The sequence below is a fragment of the Xanthomonas sontii genome, assembly GCF_040529055.1.
In the GTDB taxonomy this organism is placed as follows: Bacteria; Pseudomonadota; Gammaproteobacteria; order Xanthomonadales; family Xanthomonadaceae; genus Xanthomonas_A; species Xanthomonas_A sontii.
Window position 1 is genome coordinate 1,762,872 of record NZ_CP132342.1, and the last position, 20,228, is coordinate 1,783,099.

Sequence of the window (20,228 nt, forward strand, 5' to 3'; positions counted from 1 at the left end):
GGATTGGTTGGCGGATGGGAAGCCCGCTTTTGCCATTCCCCATTCCCCACTCCCCATTCCCAGCCTCACAGCCTCACAGCCTCAAAGCTTCCGACTCACCGTAAAGCTCCCGAACACCGGCGTCTGCCGCTGCAGGTCGAACTCGCGGGTGCGCCAGTAGCGGGCGAGGGCGAACTTCCATTTGCCGCGCATCACCGCCAGGCCGATGCCGGCGTCGCCGACGAAGGGGCGCTTCTTCACGCTGTGGCTGTCGCGGAAGGTGTTGCCGTCCAGGGTGATGTCGCGCAAGACCCAGCGTCCATCGCTGGTCACGAACAGATGCGCCGACCAGCCGCTGCCGACGCTGTCGGCCGGCGGGGCGACGTTCTCGCCGGCGGGACGCAGCGGCGAACTACCGAAATCGTCCGGCAGCTTCCAGCCCAGGCGCAGTTCCATGCCGGCATTGGCGTGGGTGTCCAGCGTACCCAGCGCGCCGCCCCAGTGGCTGATCGCGTCCCACCCCCAGCCGTCGCGGCTGCCGTCGCCGGACCAGCGGCGCAGGCGTTCGTGCAGCACGCGGAACACCGGTTCGTCGTGCAACTGGTTGTCCCAGCCCTGGAACTTGGCGTCGCCGAGCAGGGCGTGCACCGCATCCTGCACCTGCTTGCCCTGCGCCGACGGGCCGATCAGGCCCAGGGTGAGTTGGGTGGTACGCAGGCGGTCGTCGTTGCGCGCGTTGTAGCCGATGTTCATCAGCAACAGGCCGGCGTAGGGGCGGTCGTCCTCGATCAGGTCGCGGCGGGTCTTGTCGGTGGGGGTGAACAGCGCTTGCCCGACCGCGAAGGTCATGTTGCGCTGGGTGAAGTCGCTGTTCGGCTGCAGCCAGGTCAGACCACGGTTCGCCGCCCGCGCCAGCCGCGGCAGGCAGGGGTCGTCGGTGTAGTCGCGCAGGTTCGGCGAGACGATGATCAGGCCGAACCCATTGGTATAGCCCTGGTCCTGGCCGGCGCCGCCGAACAGGTCGTTATCGACGCGGACGTTGACCGTGGGCGCGGTCGCTTCCAGGGTGTCGTGTGGGCATTGCGTGGTGGCGGCGACCGGGGCCGAGGCGAAGGCCAGGGCGATGGCCAGCGGGACAAGCGGGCGGGGCGACGGCATGGGCGGCGTCTCTGGTCGGAAAAGGCGTGAGCGGCGATGTCCGCCTGCAGGCAGTCGATGCCGGCGACATCCCGGACCATGAACGCAGCCCGTGCAGTGAAGGATAGGCAAAAGTGCCGTATCGGACAAATTCGTCCGTTTGGGTTTGTCTGTCCCATTCGCCCTCTTGTCGCGTGAAGGCGATGGTGCGCAATGACCCGTGCAGGTAGTCGCATGCCGAGGCAGCGTGGCCGCGCCAGACCGGTGCCTGGCATGCGGCCGGCAGGCCCGGGTTGCTGTCGTCCACCTCGGCCCGGCCTTGGGTTTGCCCGGCGCCGGCCCGATAATGCGGACATGGACATCACTTCCGATAACCCCGATCACGGTTTCCAGTTCCCCGGCGTGTTCGAACTCAGCGCCATGGGCACCGCCAACACCGGCCTGGAGGCCGAACTGCCGCGCCTGCTCGCCGCGGCCGGCGTGGAGGTGATGGAGGAGCGCGTCAGCTGGAAGCATTCGTCCAACGGCAAGTACGTGTCGGTGCGCATCGCCTTCCGTGCCGTGGACCGCGCCCAGTACGACGCCGCGCATCAGGCGCTGCGCGAACACCCGGAAGTGAAGTGGACGCTGTAGCCGGGGACGCGCCAGTGGCGCCGGCACTGAGGCTGCCGCCGTGCGGCGTCCGCCAGCTCGGCCGCCAGCCCTACGAGCCGGTGTGGCGGGCGATGCAGCGCTTCACCGACGCGCGCGACGAGGCCACCCCCGACGAACTGTGGGTGGTCGAACACGAGCCGGTGTTCACCCTCGGCCAGGCCGGCAAGCCGGAACACGTGCTGGCACCGGGCGACATCTCGGTGCTGCAGGTCGATCGCGGCGGCCAGGTCACCTATCACGGCCCCGGCCAGCTGGTGGTGTACCCGCTGCTGGATCTGCGCCGGCTGCACATCGGCGTGCGCGACTACGTGTGCCGGATCGAGCAGGCGATCATCGACACCCTCGACGAATGGAACATCCTCGGCGAACGCCGCGACGGCGCGCCGGGCGTCTACGTCGGCGGCGCCAAGGTCGCCGCGCTCGGCATCCGCGTGCGCCGCGGCTGCACCTTCCACGGCCTGTCGTTCAACGTGGCGATGGACCTGGAGCCGTTCCACCGGATCAATCCCTGCGGCTACCAGGGCCTGCAGGTGACCGCGGTGCTAGACTTGGGCGGTCCCTCCGGCATGCAGGCGGTCACTCCGGTCCTGCTGGCCCAACTGGCGCGCCAGTTCGGGCTGACCCTGCAGCCGCTCGACGCCTTGCCCGATCTTTCGCTCACGCACGCGGCCTGACCGCCTGCCCGCCGACCACGCCATGACCCAGCCCAGCGCACGCTCCATTCCCTTGCAGGTCCTTTCCGGCGACAGCGCGCCCGCGCCGCTGCAGACCGGCGTCAAGCAGTTGGGCGGCGACAAGATCGCGCGCTCGCCGGTGCAGTTCGCCGACGCGCCGGTGCTGCGCAAACCGTCGTGGATCCGCGTGCGCATTCCCTCCGGCAATGCGGTGCAGAACCTCAAGGCCAAGCTGCGCGAGAACCGCCTGGTCACCGTCTGCGAAGAGGCCAGCTGCCCGAACATCCACGAATGCTTCGGCCACGGCACCGCCACCTTCATGATCCTCGGCGAGGTCTGCACCCGCCGCTGTTCGTTCTGCGATGTCGCGCACGGCCGGCCCAAGCCGCCGGACGCCGGCGAGCCGGCCAGCCTGGCGCAGACCGTGGCCGACATGGGCCTGAAGTACGTGGTGGTGACCAGCGTCGACCGCGACGACCTGCGCGATGGCGGTGCCCAGCATTTCGCCGACTGCATCGGTGCGATCCGCGTCGCCGCGCCGACCACCCGCATCGAGATCCTGACCCCGGACTTCCGCGGCAAGGGCCGCATGGACCGCGCGCTGGAGATCCTGGCGACCAATCCGCCGGACGTGTTCAACCACAACATCGAGACCGTGCCGGACCTGTACCCGAACGTGCGTCCCGGCGCCGACTACCAGTGGTCGCTGACCCTGCTGAAGAAGTTCAAGGCGCAGCATCCGACCATCGCCACCAAGTCCGGCATCATGCTCGGCCTGGGCGAGACCCTGGAGCAGGTGCAGGCGACCCTGCGCGACCTGCGCGCGCACGACGTGGACATGGTCACCATCGGCCAGTACCTGCAGCCGACCGCCCATCACCACCCGGTGATGCGCTACTGGACGCCGGACGAATACAAGGCGCTGGAGGAGTACGGCAACGCGCTGGGCTTCAGCCACGTCGCCTCCGGGCCGATGGTGCGTTCGTCCTATCACGCCGATCGCCAGGCGGCCGGCGCCGGCGTCGCCGCCTGATCGTCCTGCGCGCGCATTGCGCATGGCCGCGGCGACGACGCACGTTCGTCGCCGCAAAGCGACCGTCCGCGCGGCTCGCACCGGCAGCGTTCACATTTCTGCGCAAGCCGGCAGCTAGTCTGCTTCATGAACAGGTGACACGGCCTGCAACTTGCGTCACTGTCGTGTTGTCTCACGCGATGTGCTGCCCCCCTGACGGCCTGGTGCCGAGAGTCCCCAGATGAAATTCAAAGCTTCCGCCTTCCTGCTGGCGTTTGCGCTGACCGCACCGCTGGCGCTGTTCGCCCGTACCGACGCGCCTGCCCTGCCGGCCGCTGCCACCGCCGACCAGGCCACCACCGCCAAGCTGGTGTACGGCCTGCTCTCCGACAGCCGCTACGCCTACCGGCCGCGCGCCCTCGACGAGGCGACCTCGAAGGAGGTCTTCAAGAAGTATCTGGAGACCCTGGACGGCAGCAAGCAGTTCTTCACCCAGGCCGACGTCGACAAGTTCGCCAGCTTCCAGAACAACCTTAGCGCCAACATCGCCTCCGGCCAACTGGAACCGGCGTTCCAGATCTTCGCCGTGTACCGGCAGCGGGTGGACGAGCGCATCGCCTACGCGCGCAAGCTGCTCAAGCAGGACTTCAACTTCGACGGCGACGAGAAGTTCGAGTACGACCGCAAGAATGCGCCGTGGGCCAAGGACGACCAGGAACTGGATGCGCTGTGGCGCAAGTCGGTGATGAACGACTGGCTGCGGCTCAAGCTCGCCGGCAAGAAGCCGGAGGACATCCGCAAGACCCTGGACAAGCGCTACGCCAACCTCGATGACTCGGTGAAGGAACTGAAGAGCGAGGACGTGTTCCAGTTCTTCATGAACGCCTACACCAACACGGTCGATCCGCACACCGACTACTTCACCCCGCGCACCGCCGAGAACTTCAACCAGCAGATGTCGCTGTCGCTGGAAGGCATCGGCGCGCAGCTGCAGAAGCAGGACGACCTGGTGGTGATCCGCGAGGTGATCCCGGGCGGTCCCGCCGCGCTGGACGGCACGCTCAAGCCGGGCGACCGCATCGTCGGCGTCGGCCAGGGCAAGAGCGGTCCGGTCGAGGACGTGATCGGCTGGCGCATCGACGACGTGGTCGCCAAGATCCGCGGCGACAAGGACACCCAGGTGCGCCTGGAGTACGTCCCGGCCGAGGCCGGTGTGGACGGCAAGCATCGCCAGGTGCTGCTGACCCGGCAGAAGGTGCGCCTGGCCGAACAGGCCGCCAAGGGCGAGACCATCGAGCTGCCGGCCAAGGACGGCGAGCCGGCGCGGCGCATCGGCGTGATCAAGCTGCCGGCGTTCTATCAGGATTTCGAAGGCCGCCGCCGCAACGCCAAGGACTATGCCTCGGCGACCCGCGACGTGGCCAAGCTGCTGGCCGGGTTCAAGACCGACAAGGTCGATGGCGTGGTGCTGGACCTGCGCAACAACGGCGGCGGTTCGCTGGACGAGGCGATCGAGCTGACCGGCCTGTTCATCGAGCAGGGCCCGGTGGTGCAGGTGCGCGAATCCGGCGGCCGCGTCACCGTCAACAGCGACCAGAACCCGGCCGTGGCCTGGGACGGCCCGCTGGCGGTGCTGATCAACCGCGGTTCGGCCTCGGCCTCGGAGATCTTCGCCGGCGCCATCCAGGACTACGGCCGCGGCCTGATCATCGGCGAGACCAGCTTCGGCAAGGGCACGGTGCAGAACATCGTCGACCTGGACCGCTGGCCGGCCAACGAGACCGACCGCTTCGGCCAGGTCAAGCTGACCATCGCCCAGTTCTTCCGCGTCAGCGGCAGCAGCACCCAGCACAAGGGCGTGGTGCCGGACATCGCCTTCCCGGCCAGCGTCGATGCCACCGAGTTCGGCGAAAGCACCTACGACAACGCGCTGCCGTGGAGCCGCATCGCCGCGGTGCCGCACACCCAGTACGGCAATTTCGCGCCGCTGCTGCCCAAGCTGGAGGCGCTGCACACCACGCGCATCGCCAACGACAAGGAATTCCAGTGGTGGGAAGAGGACGTGCGCCAGTTCCGCACCGAGGCGGCGAAGAAGTACGTGGTGCTCAACGAGGCCGAGCGCCGCGCCGAGCGTGAGAAGCAGGACGCGCAGCGTAAGCAGCGCCAGGAGATCCGCAAGCAGCTCGGCCTGCCGCTGGATCCGCTGGCCGACGACAGCAGCGACGACGGCCTGACCGGCAACGAGCGCGACATCGTCAAGGACGCCGCGCGCGAGAAGCTGGTCGACAAGCGCCCGGATCCGCTGCTGCGCGAATCGGCCTCGATCCTGAGCGATGCGGTCAACCTGCTGGAGAAGGACCGCCCGCTGTCGGTGCAGGTGCTGCCGCAGTCCACCGGCCCGGGGCGCTGGGCCGACTGAGCCGCGCTCTAGCGTCGCAAAAGCCAACGCGCCATCGCTCAGCGGTGGCGCGTTTTTTTTTGTGGGAGCGGCGTCAGGCCATCTCTCGCAATCTGTTCCGCCACGCGCAAGCGGATTCTGCTTGCCCGGTAGGAGGGTAATTTCGCGATCAGGTTGCTCCCACATCCCGCGTCGTCGCGACGACGCGGCCCTAGGCTGTATCGACATTCATTTCAGCCACATTGGGATAGAGGCCAGATACAGGAAAGCCAAGAAATGAGTTGGCTTGCGATCGAAGCGCGTGGCGATACGGCGGAACTGTTTGAGCTTGGCGAAGCAACGTTCGATGCGATTGCGTAACCGGTAGCGTGCTTTGTCGTAGCGGCGCGGCCGCTGGCAACTGCGTGGAGGGATCACCGCCTTGGCGCCTCGTGACCTGATCAACGCCACCAGTTCCCGACTGTCATAACCCTTGTCGGCTAGCACATATTTCGGCTTGAACCCGGCCAACAAGGCGCGCGCTTGCGTGATGTCGTTACGCTGCCCACCTGTCAGCACGACCCGCACCGGCCGGCCCTGGCTGTCCACGGCCAAGTGGATCTTTGTGCTCAGGCCTCCTCGGGAGCGCCCCAGAGCCGAGTCCGAAGCCCCCCTTTTCCGGTCGCCGCTTGTGCATGCGCCCGGACGATGCTGCTATCGATCATCAGGTACTCGTTGTCTCGAGCCCGAGTCAGGCTCTGGAAAATCCGCTCCCAGACGCCCTTGGCGGCCCAACGGGTAAAGCGTTTGTGCACGCTTTTGTAGGCCCCGTAGCGCGGCGGCAGATCACTCCAGCGTGCGCCGGAGCGCAACACCCACAGCACGCCATTGACGAAAGTCCGGTTGTCCGCTGCTGTGCGGCCCGGGTCACTGGCTTTGCCTGGAAGCAAGTCTTCGATCCGCTCCCATTGGCTCTGGGTCAATTCATAGCGGCTGGGCCGCGACGTGATGGTCTTCGACATCCCCAAAAAATACCGCTGAATGTCGATACAGCCTAGGGCGTGTCATCAATTCCCGAGTATGCCGCGTTGGGTCTGGCAGGCGCGCGGCCGGCGTTGCGTGGCGCAGCGCCTGACTGGCCGTCAGGTCAAGCCGCGCGGCGCCGGCCGCGCGCCTGCCAGGCCCAATCCGAAGGGCCGCGATTGCGCGCGCCCATGGCCGCGTCATCGCTCGGGCGTGGACGGACGTCCACTTCCTCGCTCTTCCTTGCCACAGGCGCGCGCAATTGCGGCGCGGCATGCTCGGGGATTGATGACACGCCCTAGCCCAGCGCCTGCCACACCTGGTGCAGGCCCAGTGCCAGCAAGGTCAGGAGGAACACGCGGCGGAACGCGCTGGCGGAGATGCGTTGGCGCAGCCGCGTGCCCAGCCACATGCCCACGGCAGTGGGCAGCAGCGCCAGCAACGACGGACCCAGCGCCTGGGTGGGGAATGCCCCGTGCGCGACGAGGGCTGCGGCCAGCGCAAGCGTGGCCGCGGCGAAGCAACTGCCGAGCGCGCGCATCAGCGCCTCCCGCGGCAGATCCAGCGCCACCAGATAGGGCAGCACCGGCAACACGAACACACCGGTGGCGCCGGTCAGCAATCCGGTCGCCAGGCCCACGGGTGGCCCAGCCCAGCGCGCCTGCGAGGGCGACAGGCGTGCCTGCCACTGACTCAGCCCAAGCAGGGCATACAGCGCCAACAACGCGCCCAGACCGGCGCGCGTCAGCCGCGGGTCCGCGTCGGCGAGGACGCCGGCGCTGCCCCAGGTGCCGGCGACGATGCACGCCAGCAGCGGCCACAGTCGCCGCAGCAGCGCGCCGGTGCCTGCGCCCCAGGCTTGTTGCAGGTTGGTCAGTAGCGACGGTAGCGCCAGCAGCGCCGCGGCCTCGGTCGGCGTCAGCCAGAGTCCCAGCAGGCCCATCGCCACCGTCGGCAGGCCCATGCCGGCCACGCCCTTGACGCCGCCGGCGAGCAGGAAGACCAGGGCGATCGGCAGCATGTGCGATGCGAGGGTGTCCATGGCATCCAGCATCGGCGCGCCGCGGCAGCCGGACAATGCGCGAATGCTTCAGGCAGACTTCGGCAACGACGAAGGCGGGAGCATCGATGCACCTGGATTTCACCGATCTGCGGCTGTTCCTGGCGGTGGCCGAGGCCGGCAGCATCACCGCCGGTGCCGATCGCGCGGCATTGTCGCTGGCCGCGGCCAGTGCACGCATCCGCGCGTTGGAGACGCAGCTTGGCGTCGCGCTGTTCGCGCGCGGCCCGCGCGGCGTCGGCCTCACCGCGGCCGGCACCGCGCTGCTGCGGCACGCGCGGCAGTTGCTGCGGCAGGCCGAGGCGATGCGCAGCGAACTGGGCGAGTATGCCGGCGGCCACCCGACCAGCGTGCGCCTGCTGGCCAATACCGCGGCGCTGTCGGAATGGTTACCGGAACTGCTGGCCGAGTTCCTGGTGGCGCACCCGCGCATCGATCTGGCGCTGCGCGAGCAGGGCAGCGTCGCCGCGGCCGATGCGCTGCGCGAGCAACGCGCCGACCTGGCGGTGATCGCCGATCACGCCGATCTGCAGGGCCTGCAAGCGTGCCCGTTTCGGCAGGATCGGCTGGTGCTGGTGGCCGCGGCCACGCATCCGCTGGCGCAGGCGCCGCAGTTGCGGTTCTCGGAGGTATGGCAGGCGCAGTTGCTCGGCCTGGCCGAGGACAGCGCACTGCAGCAGCATCTGCGGATCCATGCCACGCGTGCCGGTGGCCAGTTGCGCATCCGCGCGCAGGTGCACGGCATCGAACCGCTGTGCCGCATGCTGGCGCGCGGCGCCGGCGTGGCGATCCTGCCGCAGGCGGCGCTGGAGCGGGTCAGCGTGCGCGCGCAGTTGGTCGCGGTACCGCTGCAGGAGCCGTGGGCGCTGCGCCAGTTGTCGATCGTCTGGCGACCGACACCGGTGCCGTCGCCGCCAGTGCAGCAGGTCCTGGATTGGCTGTGTGCACATGCGGCGCCGGCGGCCTGAGGATCCGTCGGCTGGCGCACGACTGACGCCTCTGACGATGCGCTTGCGCAATGGTGCAGCGAGGCAGCGTTAACTGGCGGGCGCGGGCCTTGTTACGCTGTTCGGGATCGCTTGCGACGGCTGTTCCCCGGTGACGCGTGTCGCGGCTGAAGTTGCTCCTGCGGACGCACGGCCCTCTGTCAGCGCAGTTGCTTGCTGTGGGAGGGACTTCAGTCCCGACTGCTACCGGAGCCGGATGCTTTTCGGTGCGAGATTGCGACGGAAGAACTGAGCGGATCGCGCGCTTCTGCGTTGGCCCTGCCGGAGGTGTTGCCTGTCTTGCAGCGCTCGATGTGGCCTTGGTCAGCCACGCCAAGGCCTTTGGCGTCATGCGCGTCGCGGCTGATACCGAACAGATAGGAACCGCTCCCGTTCGCGGGCCTGCGGTCCATACCGCAGGCCCGCGCGCCTCACTGCGGCCAGGCGAACGTGGCGATCACCGGGAAATGGTCGGACGGCCAGTGACCCTGCGGCCGCGCGTCGAGCGTGGCGTAGTCGGTGGCCTTCAACCCGCGCGAGAGGATCCAGTCGATGCGCCGGTCGGGATGGCCGGTGAAATCGTGGAAGGTCGCTTCCGGGCCCTGCGGTTGCGCCACCTGCGTGCGCGCATCGGCCAGGCTGGCGGTGAGGGTGCGGTAGGTCGGCGAGTCCGGCACCGTGTTGAAGTCGCCGGTCAGCACCACCGGCACGTCCGCCGGCAGCGCCTTCAGCCGCGACACGATCAGCGCCGCGCCCTTGGCGCGCGCCGCTTCGTCCTCGTCGCGATAGGGCAGATGGGTGTCGAACAGGTAGAAGCGGCGGCCATCGCCGATGCGCTCGAACAGGCCCCAGTTGACCATGCGCGGCAGCGGATGGCCCCAGCTGATGCTGCCCATCACCTCCGGCGTGTCCGACAGCCAGAAGTGTCCCGAGTCCACCAGCTTCAGCGCGTGGCTGTCGTAGAACACGCCCATGCGTTCGCCGTCGTCCTTGCCGTCGCGGCTGGGGCCGAACCAGCGGTACTCCGGCAACTGCGCGGCCAGGTAGTCGGCCTGGCGTTGGACCAGTTCCTGGGTGCCGAACACATCCGGGTGCTGCGCGCGGATCAGCGCGGCCATCGCGCTGCGGCGCACGTCCCAGCGCTTGTCGCCGTCGGTATCGACCGGCACGCGGACGTTGAAGCTCATCACCTTGAGCGGGGCCGGCGCGGCGGGCGTTGCGGGCGTGCGCGCCTGCGCTGGCGCGATGCACGCGCTCAGCACCAGCAGCAGAGGAAGCGCGAGCTTGCGCGCGGACGACAGCGACAGCGACATGGCAGATCTCGACAGGAGCGGAGCACGCGATGGTGGCACGGCGGTGGTGTCGGTGACCACCGCGTGGCGCGCCTGCCGCGAGGTGCTCAGTTGAACGCCGACAGCGCCTGGGTCAGTTTCCCGTTGTTGTCGACCGCGCCCATCGTGTAGCCCTGCCAGCCCGGATACGCGTCGGGTTCCCAATAGAACACGCCCAGGCCGCGGCTGCCGAGTGCGCGGGTCTTGCTCAGCAGATCGGCCAACATCGCGCGGGTGGTCGCGGCCTGCTGCCAGTCCATGCCGACCTCGCTGACGATCACGTCCGACCCGTAGCGCGCCACCATGTCCTGCATGTTGCTGGCGATCTGGGTGTTGGCGCTCTGCCAGGCATTGGGGGACGGGTAGTGCGACATGCCGATCACGTCCCACTTGCCGCCGGCCGACTTGAGGCTGTCGAAGAACCAGCGGAAGGTCGCGTTGTCGTGGCCGTTGGCCAGGTGCACGATCACCTTGGCGTTGGGATAGACCAACTTGCTGGCGTTGTAGCCGCTGTTGATCAGTTGCGCGAGGTTGCCGAAGTTGGGCGTCTTGCCGTCCGGCCACAGCATGCCGCTGTTGATCTCGTTGCCCACCTGCACCCAGCTCACGTCGATGCCGTTGGACTTGAGATAGGACAGGATGCCGCTGGTGTGCGCATACACGTCCTTCACCAGGGTCGCGAAGTCGTGGTTGTTCCAAGCCGCCGGCTTGGTCTGCTTGCCGGGATCGGCCCAGCTGTCGCTGTAGTGGAAGTCGATCATGATGCGCATGCCCTGCGCCTTCGCGCGCTTGGCCATGTTCAACGTGTCGGCACCGTCGTTCCAGCCGCCCTGCGGATTGACCCACACGCGCAGCCGGATCGCGTTGACCCCGGTGCCCTTGAGCAGCGCGAAGAAATCGGTGGTGGCGCCGGAGGCGTTGCGGAATACGCGACCGCTGCTCTCCTGCTGATCGATCCAACTGACATCGGCACCCTTGGCGAAGGTCTGCGCCATGGCCGGCGCACACAGACAGGCGAGCAACAACACCAGCAGCCAGGCGGACACGCGCTTGCTCGATCGGTTCATGCGATTCTCGCGATGATGGGAGGAGGGAAGGGGGGCGTCATGCGGCCCCGAGGAGTGGGCGCAGCGACGTGCCGGGCCGTCCCCCCGCGGCCGCGGCGCGCACGAGGCTAGCGCGATCGTCACGGCGACGCGCGCTGCACTGCAGCGGTGCTGTCGCGACGTCCGCAAGCGCTGTCTGGATGGCCGATGAATCTGCGCGGTACGTCACTTGACGCGATGCGGCATCGGCGTAGCATTCCGCTCACGCCAAGGGACAGACCCGCGGCGATCCACCCAACCGTGAGGGATGCTCATGGAGTTCGACTATCTGGTGTTCATCGGGCGCTTCGAGCCCTTCCACAACGGCCACGCCGCCGTTGCCCGCCACGCCCTCGCACGTGGTCAGAAACTCATCTTCCTGATCGGCTCGGCCGAGACCCCTCGTACCATCCGCAATCCCTGGACCGTTGCTGAGCGCAGCGTGATGATCCAGGCCGCGCTGGAAGGCGCCGGCGAGCGCTTGATCCTGCGGCCGTTGCGCGACCATCTGTACAACGAAAGCCAGTGGATCGCCGCGGTGCAGTCCACGGTGGCCGAGGCGGTGCGCAGCGACGGCGGCAGCGCCGAGGCGCGGATCGGCCTGATCGGCATGGACAAGGACGCCAGCAGCTATTACCTGCGCGAATTCCCGCAGTGGCCGCTGGTCGACGTGCAGCACACCGAGACGCTGTCGGCGACCGAGCTGCGCCGTTACCTGTTCGAGGCCGGCAGCATCGATTTCCACGGCGCGCTGCTGATGCTGCGCGGCAACGTGCCGACGCCGGTGTTCGACATGCTCGAGGCGTTCCGCAAGAACTCGCCCTCGTATGCCGAACTGCTCGCCGAGTACCAGTTCATCGAGCAGTACCGCGCCGCCTGGAAGGAGGCGCCGTATCCGCCGACCTTCGTCACCGCCGATGCGGTAGTGGTGCATTCCGGGCACGTGCTGCTGGTGCGCCGCCGCGCGGCGCCGGGCAAGGGCCTGTGGGCGCTGCCCGGCGGCTTCGTCGGCCAGCACGAGAGCATCCTCGACGCCTGCCTGCGCGAACTGCGCGAGGAGACCCGGCTGAAGATTCCGGTGCCGGTGCTCAAGGGCTCGCTGAAGAACCGCCACGTGTTCGACCACCCCGAGCGCAGCCTGCGCGGGCGCACCATCACCCACGCCTTCCACTTCGAGTTCGTGTTCGGCGAACTGCCCGAGGTGCGCGGCGGCGACGACGCCGACAAGGCGCGCTGGGTGCCGGTCAGCGAAGTGCTGGGCATGGGTCCGAAACTGTTCGAAGACCATCTGCACCTGCTCGAATTCTTCCTCGGCCGCGGCTGACGCGGCCTTCCCGGCCGGCGGACAGACCGCCGGCTTTCCCAGACGCGAAGGAGCTTCCGTCATGCAATGCCTGAACAACCTGCTGCTCAACACCGACAGCTACAAGGCCAGCCACTGGCTGCAGTACCCGCCCGGCACCGACGCCACGTTCTTCTACGTGGAATCGCGCGGCGGCGTCTACGACCGCACCGTGTTCTTCGGTCTGCAGTCGATCCTCAAGGAGGCGCTGGGCCGCCCCGTCACCCATGCCGACATCGACGAGGCGCGCGACCTGTTCGCCGCGCACGGCGAGCCGTTCAACGAAGCGGGCTGGCGCGACATCGTCGACCGCCTCGGCGGCCAGTTGCCGATCCGCATCCGCGCCGTGCCCGAGGGCAGTGTGGTGCCGACCCACAATGCGCTGATGACCATCGAGTCCACCGACGCGCAGGCCTACTGGGTGCCTTCGTACCTGGAGACGCTGCTGCTGCGCATCTGGTATCCGGTGACCGTGGCCACGGTGAGCTGGCACGCCAAGCAGACCCTGCGCCAGTTCCTGGAGCGCACCAGCGACGATCCGGACGGGCAGTTGCCGTTCAAGCTGCACGACTTCGGCGCGCGCGGTGTGTCCAGCCTGGAATCGGCGGCGATCGGCGGCGCGGCGCACCTGGTCAACTTCCTCGGCACCGACACCGTGTCCGGGCTGTTGCTGGCGCGCGCGCACTACCACGAGCCGATGGCCGGCTATTCGATCCCCGCCGCCGAGCACAGCACCATCACCAGTTGGGGCCGCGAGCGCGAGGTCGATGCGTACCGCAACATGCTCAAGCAGTTCGGCAAGCCCGGCGGCGTGGTCGCGGTGGTGTCGGACAGCTACGACATCTTCCACGCGATCCGCGAGCACTGGGGCACCACGCTGCGCGAGGAGGTGATCGCCTCCGGCGCTACCGTGGTGATCCGCCCGGACTCCGGCGATCCGGTGGCGGTGGTGCACCAGTGCCTGGAACTGCTCGACGAGGCCTTCGGCCATAGCGTCAACGGCAAGGGCTACAAGGTGCTCAACCACGTGCGGGTGATCCAGGGCGACGGGGTCAACCCGACCAGCATCCGCGCGATCCTGGAGCGCATCACCAGTGCCGGCTACGCCGCCGACAATCTGGCCTTCGGCATGGGCGGCGCGTTGCTGCAACGGCTCGACCGCGATACCCAGAAGTTCGCGTTGAAGTGCTCGGCCGCGCGCGTCGATGGCCGCTGGATCGACGTGTACAAGGATCCGGTCACCGACAAGGGCAAGCTCAGCAAGCGCGGGCGCATGCGCCTGCTGCGGCACCGCGAGTACGGCAGCTACCGCACCGGGCCGGTGGCGGCCGATGCCGTCTCTGCCGAGGCGGTGGCCGGTCCGGCCGGCTACGACGATGCGATGGTCACCGTGTGGGAGAACGGCCGCCTGCTGCACGACTGGACCTTCGCCGAGGTGCGCGAGCGCGCGAACGCGGCGCGCCTGTAGGAGGCGGTCATGCATGCGTCCCAGTCGAGTCAGCCGCCGTTGAGCGGCGGCTCGCCGCTGTTCGCCGCGCTGCGCGCCAGCACCCCGCACCTGGAATGGCGGGTGCCGGCCGTTGCCGATGCGTCGCGCTGGCGCCAGCAGCGCATCGGCGCACGCGACTACCGCGTCGCGCAGCCGGTGACCTTCACCCCTTACGCGTCGGTGCGGCCATGTTCGGCGCGCTGCCGTTTCTGCTCGGAGACCCTGCGGCCGCAGGCCGGCGGCACCGCCGCGGCCAGCCTGCGGCCGCCGCCGGACTACTTCGCGCAACTGCGTCAGGCATTGGCGCAGTTGCGCGGACTGCCGCTGTCGCATTCGCTGTCGGGGCTGGAGATGACCGACGACGAACACTGGTTCGTGGAGTTGCTGCAGACCCTGGGTGCGGCCGAGCGCGAGGGCCTGCTGGTCGAACAGCGGGTGCTGTACAGCAACGGCGCTGGTTTCGCCCGCGGCCACGGCGAGGTCTTGCTGCAGGCGTTGCAGTGCTTCGGTCTGTCGTGGATCGAGCTGTCGCGGCACCATCCGCAGCAGGCGCAGAACGATGCGATCATGCGTTTCCGCCCCGGCGAGGCGATCGCCGATGCGGAGGTGTTCGTCGCCACTGCGCAACGCATCGCCGAAGCGCTGCCGTTGCGCCTGGTGTGCATCCTGCAGCACGGCGGCATCGCCGATGCCGACGGCGTCGCGGCCTACCTGGACTGGGCGCGCGCCTGCGGGGCGCGCACGGTGATCTTCCGCGAATTCTCCCGGCTCGGCGACGGCTACCGCGATGGCGGCACCGCACGCTATCTGACGCAGGCGCGGGTCGCGGTGGAGCAGGTGCTCGGCGCCTGCATGGCCGCGCCGTGGTGGCGCGAATTGCAGCCGCTGCAGATCACCGAGGGCTACTACTTCTGGAACCTGCGCCTGGCCACCGCCGACGGCATGGAGGTGGTGTTCGAGACCTCCGACTACGGGGCGATGCACGCGCGCCACGACAGCGGTGACATCTACAAGCTGGTGTTCTTCGCCGACGGCCGGCTGTGCGCCGGCTGGCAGCCGGACCGCGATCTGCTGTGGCGGGCGTCGCATGGATAGCCGCAGCTGGTGGACGCCGCAGCCGGATCCGCCGCAACATCGGCTGCCGGAGGACCTGCGCCAGCGCGATCCGCTGGGCGCGCGCGACTGCGGCTGGGTCGGGCAGATGCGTCCGTTCGTGCGCCACTTCAGCGCGCCGGGTGAGCGCGTGCTGGATCCGTTCTGCGGCTTCGGCAGCACCTTGCTCGCGGCGGAACTGGAAGGGCGCCACGGCATCGGCCTGGAGATCGACGCGGCGCGCGCGGCGCTGGCGCGCGAACGGCTGCAGCGGCTCGGGCTGCACGCCGAGGTGCTGGACGGCGGCTTGCCGCACTACGCGCCATCCGCGCCGGTGGACCTGTGCCTGACCAACGTGCCGTACTTCGGCTGTGCCTGGCCGGCTGCGGCGGGGCCCGACCAGCTCTACGCCAGTGCCGACTACGCCGCCTACCTGCACGGCCTGCGCGCGGTGTTCCATGGAGTCCGCCGCCACCTGCGCGAGGACGGCTTCTGCATCGCGATGGTGGAGAACGTCCAGCTTGGCGAGGCCACGGTGCCGCAGGCCTGGGACCTGGCGCGGATCCTGGGCAGCCTGTTCGCGCCCTGTCCAGAGCGCGTGTTGTGCTACCCACGCGAGACCGCGCAGCCGCTGGCGCCCGGCGACACCCGCAGCGACCGCAGCCACGAGTACGCGCTGATCTTCCAGCACCGACGCCAGCGCATCGACCTGGCGGGTACGGCGCAGTTGCTGGAGGCGCTGCACGCCGACGGTTTCGTCTTTGCGCTGTACGGCAGCTATCCGCGCTGGCTGGCGGATCCGGCGGCGGCGCCGCGCCTGCCCGGCGACGTCGATCTGTTGCTGCCGCGCGACCCGGGCGGGCTGCTGCGGCTGCTCGACTGGCTGCGCGCGCGTGGCTTCCTGCTTAGCCTGTGGGGCGAGCCGCTGGCGGTGCCGCCGACCCTGGCACTGCTCGACGCCCATCATTACCTGCGCGCCGAACGTCGCGATCGCCACGGCGGCCTGCTGCGCGTGGACCTGGCGCTGGAACCCGCCGCCGCCTGACGCGGTGGCGGCCAGCCTGCCCATCTCGCTAACCGCGGGATGAGCGGCCGCGGTGGCGTCAAGGCCGCGCCCACGCGCTTGCGGCTATCCTTTGCCGCGGTTCCCTCTCTCCGGTCAACGGCCTATGTCCGCTCCCTCCAAGGTTCTCGCCATTCCCGCGCTCGCGCTGATCGCGATCGGCCTGAGCGGCTGTTTCGCGCGCAAGCAGGACGGCCTGGTGAAAGAGACCTTCAATTCCGACAACACCTATTCGCGCAACTACCCGGTGCAGCCGGCGCAGGCCTGCGAATCGGCGCGGCGCGCGCTGCTGAGCCAGGGCTACGTGGTCTCCAAGGCCACCGCCGATGCGGTGGAAGGCACCAAGAACTTCCAGCCCAGCGACGAGTTGCATGAGCAACTGGAACTGCGCGTGTCCTGCGTCGCGCATGGGCAGGACGAATCCTGGGTGTTCGTCAGTGCCTTGCAGGACCGCTATGCGCTGAAGAAGAGCCCGACCTCGGCCAGCGTCGGCGTCGGCGTGCTCGGCTCGGTGTCCCTGCCGATCGGCAGCAGCGACGATTCGATGGTGCGGGTGGCCAGCAGCACGGTGCAGGACGGCGACTTCTACAAGCGCTTCTTCCAGCTGATGAGCGAATACCTGCCCAAGAGCAAGCCGGCACCGGAGCCGTCTGCGCATCCGTCCGCGGCGGTGACGGCGCCGGCGCCGGCGCCGGCAGCGCCCGCACCTGTACCTGCAGCGTCGACGGTGCCGACTCCGCCGCCCGCCGCAGCGCCCACGCCGCCGCCGGCACCCGCGGCCGCCACTGCGGCGCAGCCGCCCGTCGCGACCGCGCCTCCGAGCGGCGAGCCCGGCGGCGCCGACTGATTCAGGCGTTGCTACACAAGCTGAATGCGGCCGATTTCGCTTCACGAACCATTCGCGAAGCCGGTGAGAAGGTGGCGCCCGTCGAGAGCGCGGTGCTTGTGCATCGGCTCCGCCACCCAGGAGCAATCAGCATGAACACTCTCAAATCCGCCTTGTGTCTTTCCGTCCTCGCCATCGCCACGGCCGCCGCGCCGCTGGCCGAGGCGCAGCGTCACTACGGTCCCGAGGACGCCGGCCGCCGCTTCAGCGACGGCACCCGTGTGCACTGCAAGAAGGTCGCGGTGCGCAAGAACAGCACCGATCCCGACCGCATCGGCGGCACCCTGGCGGGTGCGGCGATCGGCGGCCTGCTGGGCAATCAGATCGGCAAGGGCGATGGCCGCAAGCTGGCCACCGTTGGTGGCGCGGTCGCCGGCGGCGCTACCGGCCGCTACATCCAGGGCCAGCGTCAGCAGGCCAATGGCAATCGCGTGGTCGAGACCGTCTGCAAGCGTTATTGAGTCGCGCGACCGCATCGTGTTGGTCGGTGCCTGACGCCGACCCGGCAACCTGATGCAGCACGCCCCGGCGGAGGCCTCCGCCGGGGCGTTTTTTTGCGGTGCCGGTTGCGACGTTGCGCGATTCGGCGCCGCGGCGGCTCAATCGGCGAGCAGATCGCGCAGTGCCGCGTCCAACTGCGGATACCGGAACACATAACCCTCGCGTTGCGCACGTGTCGGCAGCACGCGCTGGCTGCCCAGCAACAGCTCGGCCATCTCGCCGAAGCCGAGGCGTAATGCCGCCGCCGGCATCGGCAGCAGCGCCGGACGATGCAGGGTGGCGGCGAGTTGCTGCGCGAACGTGGCATTGGTCGCCGGCGCCGGTGCGGTGGCGTCGTAGGCGCCTTCGCCGCCTTGCTGCAGCAGCCACAGCAGCAACCCGACCTGATCGTCACGGTGGATCCAGCTCATCCACTGGCGGCCATCGCCCATGCGCCCGCCCATGCCGAAGCGGAAGGGCAGCAGCATCCGCGCCAGCGCGCCGCCGTCGCGGCCCAGCACCACGCCGGTGCGGACCAGGCTGGTGCGCACGCCCAGGTCCTGCGCGCGTAACGCTTCGGCTTCCCAGTCGCGGCAGAGCTGGGCGGCAAAGTCGTCGCCCGGCGTGCTGGTTTCGTCCAGGACCTCGTCGCCGCGGTCGCCGTAGTAGCCGATCGCCGAGCCGGAGATCAGGCAGCCTGGGCGCTGCGCGGCGTCGAGTCCGCTCATCCAGTCGAGCAGGGCGCGGGTGGTGCCGATGCGCGAGGTGCGGAAGCGACGCTTGCGGGTGGCGCTCCAGCGGCCTTCGGTCAGCGGTTCGCCGGCGAGATTGATCACCGCATCGGCCGGTGCGGCGCGCTGCAGATCGTCCAGCACCTGCACCACCGGCAACAGGCGCGCCGCGCGTGCGGGGTCGCGGGTCAGCACGCTGACCCGGTGCCCGGCGTCGAGCAGGGCCGGGCACAGCGCGCGGCCGATGAATCCGGTGCCTCCGGTAACGAGCACGTGCATGCAGGGGATCGCTTGCGCCAAGGGAGCCGCAGTGTAGGTGCGCCGGGCATGGCGGAAGAGTGAACGCCGGGGGTGTCGGTGCCGCGGCGGTGGGTTTCGCGACGCCTGCACGGGTGAGGCGGCACGCTGCGCGGGCGCCGCCGCCACGTGGCCAACGGAAGCTCCTGTTCGTGATGTCCGCTCCATGATCCGACCATCGAGGTTCGCTTGCCCGCCGCGGCTTCGCCGCGGCGTCGGGCTGCTGCTGGCCGCGCTGCTGGCCAGTGCCGCGGCCACGGCCGCACCGGCGCCGGCCGACCAGGCCAGCGCGGCTTGCCTGGCCGCACTGCTGGAGCGGCTCGGTTGGCGCATCGGCACGACCAGCGCGGCGCAGCCGCAGATCGCCGCCGGCGCACCCTGCGAACGCGGTTCGCTGGCCGAGGCGCAGGCGCACGGCGATCTGCAGGCGGCCTTGCCCGCGGCCTGGAACGACGCGCAACGGCAGCAGGCCTTGCGTGCCTTGCTGGACACGCCGGCCACGCAGTGCGGCTACTTCCTGCAACTTGGGGCGGCCACCACGCGCGCGGTCGCACGCCTGCAGGACAATCCCGGCTATCGCTTCTCGGCGCTGCAACTGGGCTGGATCGGCTTCGGCCTGCGCGGCGCGCACGCACAAGGCTGGGAGCGCTTCCGCAGCTTCGGCCGCGGCTATCGCCCGGCAGGCAGCAATGCGCAGGCGATCGAGGCGTTCTACAGCGGCCATGTGCGTTCGGAATGCGGTGTCGGCCGGCAGATCGCGCAACTGGCCACACAGCGCGAACTGTATGGCGACGCGGCGTTCGATCGTGCGTTCAGCGCCGACGAGCTGTCGATCGGCACCTTCCTGACCCTGCACGACACCGACAGCATCCTGCTCGGCGCGCATGCCGGCCAGTTCTTCGCCGACGGCAAGGCGGCCAGGACCGCGCAGCGCGGCCGCGCCGCCTTCCTAGGTGCGCCTGGCTACATCGTGCACGTGTTCGAGCGCCGCTACCTGGACGACATCAACAACCAGGCCGAGAACTTCGTGGTCGCCGCGGTCAGCGCCGAGGCCGCTACGGCATTGCGTGCGCACGGCGGCTTCGCTTACTACGACGCCCAGAACCGCCGCATCTGGGAGCTGGCGCGGGCGCTGCGCGGCCCGGGCCGCGAACGCTTCGAGCGCCTGCTGTATGAGCGCGACCCGGCGCTGCGCGCACGCCTCGATCCGGCGCAGCAGGCGGTGCTCGCGCAACTCGACGCCTTGCTCGACGATCCGTTCTACCGTGGCTTCGCGGTCTACGTGCATCCCAAGGGCGTCAAGCCGATCGGGTATCACGTGGTGCGGCTGCTGGATCGCAATCCGCGCACGCCGTTCGCGATCGAGCTGACCCTGCACAACCTGCACACCACGCTGTACCAGCGCTGGCGCGACCTGCAACTGCACGACTGTGCGCAAACGCCGCCGCCGGCACCTGCCGCCGCATCGGCGCCTTAGCTGCGCGTCACGTCGGCATCGCCGCTTCGTGAGACCCTAACCCTCCTTTTTTC

18 protein-coding genes are annotated in these 20,228 nt (G+C 69.1%); 12 read left to right on the forward strand and 6 right to left on the reverse strand.

What is annotated here, in order from left to right; all coding sequences use genetic code 11:
• Positions 1–81 precede the first annotated feature (81 nt).
• Positions 82–1,137, reverse strand: a complete 1,056-nt coding sequence (locus RAB70_RS07465; RefSeq protein ID WP_148829350.1) for a lipid A deacylase LpxR family protein — start codon at positions 1,135–1,137, stop codon at positions 82–84.
• A 333-nt stretch (positions 1,138–1,470) separates the two neighbouring features.
• Between RAB70_RS07465 and RAB70_RS07470 the strand changes: the two genes are divergently transcribed.
• The 4 genes from RAB70_RS07470 (at position 1,471) to RAB70_RS07485 (ending at position 5,875) form a co-directional block, all read left to right on the forward strand.
• Positions 1,471–1,749, forward strand: coding sequence for a YbeD family protein (locus RAB70_RS07470; protein ID WP_017908125.1), 279 nt, complete (start codon positions 1,471–1,473; stop codon positions 1,747–1,749).
• Positions 1,737–2,444 carry a lipoyl(octanoyl) transferase LipB gene (gene lipB / locus RAB70_RS07475; protein WP_148829349.1) on the forward strand — a complete coding sequence of 236 codons (708 nt, stop codon included), beginning with the start codon at positions 1,737–1,739 and terminating at the stop codon, positions 2,442–2,444. Before RAB70_RS07470 ends, lipB begins: the two co-directional genes overlap by 13 nt.
• Positions 2,445–2,466: 22 nt before the next feature.
• Entirely contained in the window at positions 2,467–3,477 is a 1,011-nt protein-coding gene (gene lipA, locus RAB70_RS07480) for a lipoyl synthase (protein WP_148829348.1), read from the forward strand.
• Between the two features lie 220 nt (positions 3,478–3,697).
• Positions 3,698–5,875: a carboxy terminal-processing peptidase gene (locus RAB70_RS07485; protein ID WP_148829347.1), complete on the forward strand. Its 2,178-nt coding sequence runs from the start codon at positions 3,698–3,700 to the stop codon at positions 5,873–5,875.
• A gap of 207 nt (positions 5,876–6,082) precedes the next feature.
• Here RAB70_RS07485 and RAB70_RS07490 read toward each other — a convergent pair.
• Positions 6,083–6,855 (reverse strand): IS5 family transposase gene (locus RAB70_RS07490; RefSeq protein WP_148830478.1). Its coding sequence is split into 2 segments (ribosomal slippage): positions 6,083–6,513 and positions 6,513–6,855, totalling 774 coding nucleotides; the frame shifts between segments, so codons are not numbered across the junction.
• Positions 6,856–7,154: 299 nt separating this feature from the next.
• On the reverse strand, positions 7,155–7,898 hold the full coding sequence (locus RAB70_RS07495; RefSeq protein ID WP_170268210.1) for a sulfite exporter TauE/SafE family protein: 744 nt from the start codon (positions 7,896–7,898) through the stop codon (positions 7,155–7,157).
• Between the two features lie 86 nt (positions 7,899–7,984).
• Here RAB70_RS07495 and RAB70_RS07500 point away from each other — a divergent pair, with 86 nt between their 5' ends.
• Complete coding sequence (locus RAB70_RS07500) at positions 7,985–8,884, forward strand: LysR substrate-binding domain-containing protein (protein ID WP_148829905.1); 900 nt, start codon at positions 7,985–7,987, stop codon at positions 8,882–8,884.
• Positions 8,885–9,333: 449 nt separating this feature from the next.
• Here RAB70_RS07500 and RAB70_RS07505 read toward each other — a convergent pair whose 3' ends face one another.
• Both RAB70_RS07505 and RAB70_RS07510 read right to left on the reverse strand, forming a co-directional pair.
• The gene (locus RAB70_RS07505; RefSeq protein WP_148829906.1) at positions 9,334–10,215 is read right to left on the reverse strand and encodes an endonuclease/exonuclease/phosphatase family protein; all 882 of its coding nucleotides are present in this window, start codon (positions 10,213–10,215) and stop codon (positions 9,334–9,336) included.
• Positions 10,216–10,301: 86 nt separating this feature from the next.
• The gene (locus RAB70_RS07510; RefSeq protein ID WP_148829907.1) at positions 10,302–11,300 is read right to left on the reverse strand and encodes a glycosyl hydrolase 53 family protein; all 999 of its coding nucleotides are present in this window, start codon (positions 11,298–11,300) and stop codon (positions 10,302–10,304) included.
• 286 nt (positions 11,301–11,586) lie between these two features.
• On the opposite strand from RAB70_RS07510, the gene RAB70_RS07515 reads away from it, so the two are divergent.
• The 6 genes from RAB70_RS07515 (at position 11,587) to RAB70_RS07540 (ending at position 17,651) form a co-directional block, all read left to right on the forward strand.
• Complete coding sequence (locus RAB70_RS07515) at positions 11,587–12,642, forward strand: bifunctional nicotinamide-nucleotide adenylyltransferase/Nudix hydroxylase (RefSeq protein WP_017909091.1); 1,056 nt, start codon at positions 11,587–11,589, stop codon at positions 12,640–12,642.
• 61 nt (positions 12,643–12,703) lie between these two features.
• A complete protein-coding gene (locus RAB70_RS07520) occupies positions 12,704–14,128 on the forward strand; it encodes a nicotinate phosphoribosyltransferase (RefSeq protein ID WP_148830604.1) in 1,425 nt (474 codons plus the stop codon).
• Between the two features lie 9 nt (positions 14,129–14,137).
• Positions 14,138–15,244 carry a hypothetical protein gene (locus tag RAB70_RS07525; RefSeq protein WP_148829909.1) on the forward strand — a complete coding sequence of 369 codons (1,107 nt, stop codon included), beginning with the start codon at positions 14,138–14,140 and terminating at the stop codon, positions 15,242–15,244.
• Positions 15,237–16,286 (forward strand): DNA methyltransferase, encoded by a 1,050-nt coding sequence (locus RAB70_RS07530; RefSeq protein ID WP_148829910.1) that lies wholly within the window; start codon positions 15,237–15,239, stop codon positions 16,284–16,286. Before RAB70_RS07525 ends, RAB70_RS07530 begins: the two co-directional genes overlap by 8 nt.
• 124 nt (positions 16,287–16,410) lie before the next feature.
• Entirely contained in the window at positions 16,411–17,151 is a 741-nt protein-coding gene (locus RAB70_RS07535) for a DUF2242 domain-containing protein (protein WP_148829911.1), read from the forward strand.
• A 131-nt stretch (positions 17,152–17,282) separates the two neighbouring features.
• Entirely contained in the window at positions 17,283–17,651 is a 369-nt protein-coding gene (locus RAB70_RS07540) for a glycine zipper 2TM domain-containing protein (protein WP_026143726.1), read from the forward strand.
• A gap of 138 nt (positions 17,652–17,789) precedes the next feature.
• Here the strand turns inward: RAB70_RS07540 and RAB70_RS07545 are convergent, their stop codons facing one another.
• The gene (locus RAB70_RS07545) at positions 17,790–18,680 is read right to left on the reverse strand and encodes a TIGR01777 family oxidoreductase (RefSeq protein ID WP_148829912.1); all 891 of its coding nucleotides are present in this window, start codon (positions 18,678–18,680) and stop codon (positions 17,790–17,792) included.
• 184 nt (positions 18,681–18,864) lie between these two features.
• Between RAB70_RS07545 and RAB70_RS07550 the strand changes: the two genes are divergently transcribed.
• On the forward strand, positions 18,865–20,175 hold the full coding sequence (locus RAB70_RS07550) for a hypothetical protein (protein WP_148829913.1): 1,311 nt from the start codon (positions 18,865–18,867) through the stop codon (positions 20,173–20,175).
• The last annotated feature ends 53 nt before the right edge of the window (positions 20,176–20,228 follow it).